This window comes from Amycolatopsis kentuckyensis, from assembly GCF_002155975.1.
Classification (GTDB): domain Bacteria; phylum Actinomycetota; class Actinomycetes; order Mycobacteriales; family Pseudonocardiaceae; genus Amycolatopsis; species Amycolatopsis kentuckyensis.
In genome coordinates this window covers 1-5,781 of record NZ_MUMI01000289.1, presented here as the reverse complement: position 1 = coordinate 5,781, position 5,781 = coordinate 1, and the positions used below count along the sequence as shown (strand labels likewise).

The following is a 5,781-nucleotide window of genomic DNA, read 5'->3' as shown; positions in this document are numbered from 1 at the left end:
GCTCATCGCGGTCCTGTCGTGGCTGTTCTTCCGGATCACCCGCGCGAGGGCCGCCCTGTGACCACCCGTTCTTCCGCCGTGGTGACCACGGCGATGTTCGTCGCCGCGGTGTACTTCCTGCTGCCGGTGGTCTGGCTGGCCATCTCCGCCACGAAGTCCGCGTCCGACCTGTCGACGACGTTCGGCCTCTGGTTCTCCGGCAACCACCTGGGTGCCAACCTCCACGACACCGTGACCTTCGGCGACGGCCTCTACCTGCGGTGGCTGGCGAACAGCGCGGTGTATTCGGTGGTGGGGGCCGCGGCGGCCACGCTGCTGTCGGCGATGGCGGGTTACGCCCTGGCCAAGTTCACCTTCCGCGGGCGGGCCTTGACGTTTTCGGCGATCCTCGCCGGGGTGCTCGTGCCGCCGACCGCGCTCGCGGTGCCGCTGTTCCTGATGCTGGCGGGAGCCGGGATGACGAACACGGTGTGGTCGGTGCTGCTGCCGAGCACGATCAGCCCGTTCGGCGTCTACCTGGCCCGCGTCTACGCGGCGGCCTCGGTCCCGGACGAGCTCCTGGAGGCCGGCCGCATCGACGGCGCGGGCGACGTGCGCATGTTCTACACCGTCAGCCTGCGCCTGATGGCCCCGGCGCTGATCACGATCTTCCTGTTCCAGTTCGTCGCGATCTGGAACAACTTCCTGCTCCCCCTGGTGATGCTGACCACCGACCGGCTGTACCCGGTGACGCTCGGGCTGTACACGCTGAACACGCAGATCACGCGGGATCCGGACCTGAAGGCCATCGTGGTCACGGGATCGTTGCTGTCGATCATCCCGTTGATCCTGGCTTTCCTGGCGCTGCAGCGGTTCTGGCGCACGGGACTGGCGGCGGGAGCGGTCAAGGACTGAGGTCCGCGACCGCTTCCGGCTCGTTCCGCGCGCAGTTGGCCAGGATCCCGAACATCGCCGAGGTGACCAGCAACGACGAGCCGCCGTAGGAGATCAGCGGCAACGTCACCCCCGTGACCGGCAGCAGGCCGACGACGTACCCGATGTTGATCGCCGCCTGGGCGACCACGAGCAGGGTCAGCGTCCCCGCCACCAGCCGGATCCACGGGTCGGCCGCCCGGCGGGCGATCCGCGTTCCCACGATCGCGACGCCCGCGTACAGCGCGATCACCCCGGCGCAGCCCACGAAACCCAGTTCCTCCCCGACGAGCGCGAAGATGAAGTCGTTCTCCACGCCGGGCAAGTACCCCCAGTTCGCGCTGCCCCGGCCCAGCCCCCGGCCGAACACCCCGCCGTCGGCGAGGGCGTAGAGCGCCTGGGTCGTCTGGTACGAGCCGTCCGAATCCGACAGGAACGACAGGACCCGGGCCAGCCGGTAGTCCGCGGTCAGGGCCAGCACCGTGAACCCGGCCACCGCCCCGGTGAGCAGGGCCGCGAACAGCCGCCCCGGGATGCCCGCGAACCACAGCAGGCCCAGCATGATCACGCCCAGGGTGATCGTGCCGCTGAGGTTCGGCTGGGCCATCACCAGCGCGAACATCAGCAGCGTCACCGGCACCACCGGCACCAGCAGGTGCCGCCGGCGGTGCAGCAGGTGTTCCTTCGCCACCAGGACGTGCGCGCCCCACAGCACCAGGGCCAGCTTGGCGAACTCGATCGGCTGGACCGACTGCCCGGCGACGACGAACCAGCGCTGGGCCCCGCCGCCGGCCGAGCCCAGCGGGGTGAGCACCAGGACCAGCAGGCCCAGCGCCGCGGCCATCGCCTTGCTCGCCATCGCCCGGATTGTCTTGAGCGGCAAGCGAAGGGCGAGCCAGAACACCACCGCCCCGATCCCCAGGTAGGTGGCGTGCTTGGCGAACAGGTCGTACTGGCCGCCGCCCGTGCGCGGGTCGTAGGACGAGACCGACGACGCGCTCAGCACCATCACCGCCCCGACGAGCCCGAGGATCCCGCTCAGCGCCAGCACGAGGTGGAACGACGCGAGCGGCCGCGCGGATCCGCGTGGACGGCGGGCTCTTTCCCTGACTTCGATGGCGCGAACCTCACCCCGCTCGGGGAAACGGCGGTTCCGTTCCCGGCCAGGCCAAGCTAGCCACCCCCGGCTGGCAAAGTCCTGAGAACGCGGGAACCGGCTCGGCCGGTCGTCGGCCGCGGCAGGAGATCGCGCGGCACCACTCGACCGCGGCAGGACATCTCGTGGCACCAGGCGACCGCGGCAGGATCGCGTGGCGCCACTCGGCCGCGGCAGGAGATCGCGTGGCACCAGGCGAAAGGTTGGCGCTCAACGCGCTCGAGGCGGTCCCTGCGTCAGCGGTGATCCCCGCGCAACGCGTATCGCCGCTCGGCGTACGCGAGATCGTCCCGCCACAACCGGGTGGCGGCCCGGCGCATGAGCGGCCGCAGCACCGGTGCCATGCGGGCGGCCTTGGCGAACCCCGGCCGTCGGGACGCGGCGATCGTCGCCTCGACCACCGCCGTGCGCGGGCGGCCGTCGGGGCCGGGGCCGAGCGGGGTCGCGTGGGTTTCCACCACGCTGCCCGTGCCCTCACCGTCCACAATGGTCATCAGCACCGTGCGGGGGCCCGGGCAGGTGAACTCCGCCACCACCGGGACCCCGATCCGCCCCGCCAGCCGGAACGTCACCTCGACGACGAACTTGTCCTCGGCCTCCGGGACGTCGACCCCCTGCGGCGCCGACAGCACGCGCAGCCGCGCGAACGAATACGGGTGGAACCACGCGCCATGCCACGGGTCGAGGCGGTTGGCGACGACGTCTTCGGGCTCGCAGACCCCGGCCAGCGCCGCCACGGCGTCGACCGTGGTCCCGGGCGGGCGCACCGGCACGATCGGCCGGTCGGTGGGCGGTTCGCCGCCGATCCGGTCGAGGCGGACCCAGGCCAGCACGCCGTCGTCGTGGGCCGGCAGCGCCGTCCAGCCGGGCCGGTCCGCGCCGACGCGCAGGCCGTGCCAGCGGCAGACCAGCTCCCCGCAGTGCACCCGCGCCTGGTCGAGCGGCGCGCCGAGGTGCGGGCACGCGCCCGGGCCGACGAGCAGCGCGCCGTCCGGCCCGCGCCAGGCGACCAGCTCCCGGCCACCCACGCGCACCCCGAACGGCCGGTCGGCGCGGATGTCCCGGGAGGCGGCGAAGACGAACCAGTTGCCCGACGGCCGGGCGCCCGCCCGCTTGACCGCGGCCTCGATCAGCGCGGGGCTGCACTCGGCGTAGGTGGGTTCCTGCCGGGCCCACGCCGGTTCGCGGAACGGCTGCACCGGCCACCGCGCCGGCCAGCGCTCGATCACCTGCCGTTTGAGGTCCACCGGACGCGCTCCCGCCTGCTCCGGCCGGCCGAAAGGACCGGCACGCGAGTCATCCTCGGGCATTTGGAGCGATTGCGCAACGCTTTGGCCGGGTGCTCCGGCCCCGGTTCACGCCTTCAGGCGTTCGGTGGCCAGGTCGACGGCGGCGGCCAGGTCGTTGACCCAGGGGACGTCCCGCTCGGTGCGGCTCTCCCAGCCCGGGCCCGCCGTGACGACGTCGAAGCCGCGCCGTCGCAGCCGCCGCACCAGCAGGTCGTCGGCGGTGCTGGCGGACATCGACCACAGGAACACCACGACCGGGTCGAGCTTGGCGGCGATGGCGACCGTCGTCTCGGCGGGCACCATCTGCCCCAGGTAGACCGCCGGGACGCCGACCTCGACCAGGGCGGCCCGCAGCACCTCCGTCGGCAGGCTGTGCCGCTCCTCCGGGCAGCAGGCCAGCAGCACCACCCGGCCGGGCGGGGTGTTCGCGAAGCCGGCGCTGTAGCGCTGCAGCGCCAGCGAGATCTCGCCGGTCAGCGCCCATTCGGACTCGAAGCAGACGTCGCCGCGCAGCCAGCGGCCGCCGAGGTGGCGCAGCACCGGGACGAGCACTTCGGTCCACGCCGCCGCGGGGCCGAGCGCGTCCAGCGTTTCGTCCAGCAGCGCGGCCAGCGACGCGAATTCGAGACTCTCCGCGGCCCGCTCGAGCTCTTCGGCGCGCCGGTCGGCGGACACTTCGGGGGCCGCTTCGCCGGCATCGGAGAACGCCGCCGCGGCGGCCTCCCTGGCCCGCAGGCCGCGGTCGATGAGCCGCTGCATGTACTGCAGGCGGCGGACGTCGGCGTCGGAGTAGCGCCGGTGCCGCCCGTCGTCGCGCAGCGTCGGGCCGACCCCGTAGCGCGCGGCCCAGGTCCGCAGCGTCACCGGCGAGACGCCCAGCAGTTCGGCGACCTTGCCGGGCGTCCACGAGCCCCCGGCCCGGCCACCCACTGCGTCGACGTCCATCACCACCACGTTCCCACACGCCAGGGACGTCCACCGGCGTGCGGTCACCGCACGGTGACGCCCGGCGGAACAGCCGGCGACCGGCCGTGTCCGCTTCAACGGATACGGCATCGGGCGCCGGTCCGACACTCCCGGCGCCGAAGAAGCACCCTCCGGACGGGGCTTTGTGACTCAACTCACAGTTTATTCGGGTCGTCAGGGTCTGGCCGCGCTCCGCCCTCGACAGCCGATGGCCCGATCGAATCGCTTGTGCAACGCTCTGCGGAGACAGCCCCGGCCGCCTTAGCCGACCCTGCGGGAACGCTCCGACGTCTTGCTCGGTTCCGCATCGATCTCCGGGAGGGCGCCGAGGCGGGTGCGCTCGGCGCTGAGGGTCAGCCGGTACCCGAGCAGGAGCAGCACGTGGAGCAGGTAGAGCCAGAGGACCAGCGCCGAGACCGCGCCGACCGCCACCAGGCCGCCGAACGGCACGCTCCAGTCCAGCGGGATGGCCAGGAACAGGAGGAACCCGTGGAAGAACCCGGTGAGCACCGCGGCCACGGCGAACGCGCCCGCCACCAGCGGCCCGCGGCGCACGCCGCGCGGGGCACTGCCGGCGAAGACGATCGCGGTCACCGCCGCGATGATCAGCCAGTCGATGTGGAACGACAGCGTGATGCCCCAGAACGTCGCCCAGCCGCCGCGCGTGTAGTAGCCGGCCACCGCGTCGGCGGTGGCCAGCGGCGCGATCGCCAGGGTCGGGCTGAGGACCAGGACGGGCACGAACATCAGCCGCCCCCGCCAGCCGACGAGGGCCCCGGCGGGCCGGCCGGCGACCTGGACGAGGCCGCGCAGCAGGCCTTCGCCGTAGAAGGTGGCCGGCAGCAGGGTGACGAGCAGCGCGGTCCACGGCGTCCCGAGCGCGGCCGTGGCCAGCGCTTCGAGCGCCGGTCCCGGGCCGTGGCCGGCCGGCAGCGCGTCGGCCCAGCGGGAGACGCCGTGGCGGACGAACTCCGGCGAGCCCAGGAACGCGGCACCCCGCAGGGCGACGAGCACCAGCGGCACGACGGCCAGCACGGCGAAGAACGTCACGCCGGCGGCCCACAGCGACAGGTCCCGGCCGCGGAGTTCCCGGACGGCGTCGCGCAGGACGACGCCCGCCCGGCGGACCACCTCGGTCACTCCGGCACCCCCGGCCGCCAAGACGACGAAGTCGCCGGCTGGTCCCGAGCCCACGAGCACGACGTGTCGGGCAGCGCGCTCGCCGTCGGCTGGCTACGGGCGATCCACCTGCTGGCCCGCCCGGTGCTGGGGGTGCCGCCCGACGTGCTGACGGGCTGCGGGGTGCTGAGCGCGCTGGCCGCGGTCTGGGCGGCTTCGCTGGGCGGTGACGCGCTGTGGCTCGCCCTGGTGGCGATCGTGGCCACGGGCGTGTTCGACGGCCTGGACGGCGCGGTGGCGTTGCGGACGGGCCGGGCCCGCCCGCAACGCCACCGCGCC

The 5,781-nt window shown here is 73.5% G+C and carries 5 protein-coding genes and 1 pseudogene; 2 read left to right on the top strand and 4 right to left on the bottom strand.

Annotated elements, in window-relative coordinates; genetic code table 11:
- Positions 1 to 78: 78 nt before the first annotated feature.
- Entirely contained in the window at positions 79 to 894 is an 816-nt protein-coding gene (locus CCN39_RS26955) for a carbohydrate ABC transporter permease (protein WP_086846544.1), read from the top strand.
- On the opposite strand, the pseudogene CCN39_RS26950 reads toward CCN39_RS26955, so the two are convergent.
- The 4 genes and pseudogenes from CCN39_RS26950 to CCN39_RS26935 form a co-directional block, all read right to left on the bottom strand.
- Positions 893 to 2,029: pseudogene (locus CCN39_RS26950) on the bottom strand (FtsW/RodA/SpoVE family cell cycle protein); the annotation flags it as partial. The gene CCN39_RS26955 and the pseudogene CCN39_RS26950 overlap by 2 nt on opposite strands.
- 275 nt (positions 2,030 to 2,304) lie before the next feature.
- Entirely contained in the window at positions 2,305 to 3,315 is a 1,011-nt protein-coding gene (locus CCN39_RS26945) for a Rieske (2Fe-2S) protein (RefSeq protein WP_208630394.1), read from the bottom strand.
- Between the two features lie 108 nt (positions 3,316 to 3,423).
- Positions 3,424 to 4,302, bottom strand: a complete 879-nt coding sequence (locus CCN39_RS26940) for a MerR family transcriptional regulator (RefSeq protein WP_086846541.1) — start codon at positions 4,300 to 4,302, stop codon at positions 3,424 to 3,426.
- Positions 4,303 to 4,584: 282 nt separating this feature from the next.
- Positions 4,585 to 5,463, bottom strand: coding sequence for a YhjD/YihY/BrkB family envelope integrity protein (locus tag CCN39_RS26935; RefSeq protein ID WP_244211028.1), 879 nt, complete (start codon positions 5,461 to 5,463; stop codon positions 4,585 to 4,587).
- Between the two features lie 63 nt (positions 5,464 to 5,526).
- On the opposite strand from CCN39_RS26935, the gene CCN39_RS26930 reads away from it, so the two are divergent.
- The coding region (locus tag CCN39_RS26930) for a CDP-alcohol phosphatidyltransferase family protein (protein ID WP_208630393.1) at positions 5,527 to 5,781 on the top strand (255 nt) is incomplete at its 3' end.

Excerpts from the sequence above, each read along its gene's own strand:
- CCN39_RS26940 (WP_086846541.1), bottom strand. The coding sequence starts at position 4,302 with ATGGACGTCGACGCAGTGGGTGGCCGGGCCGGGGGCTCGTGGACGCCC.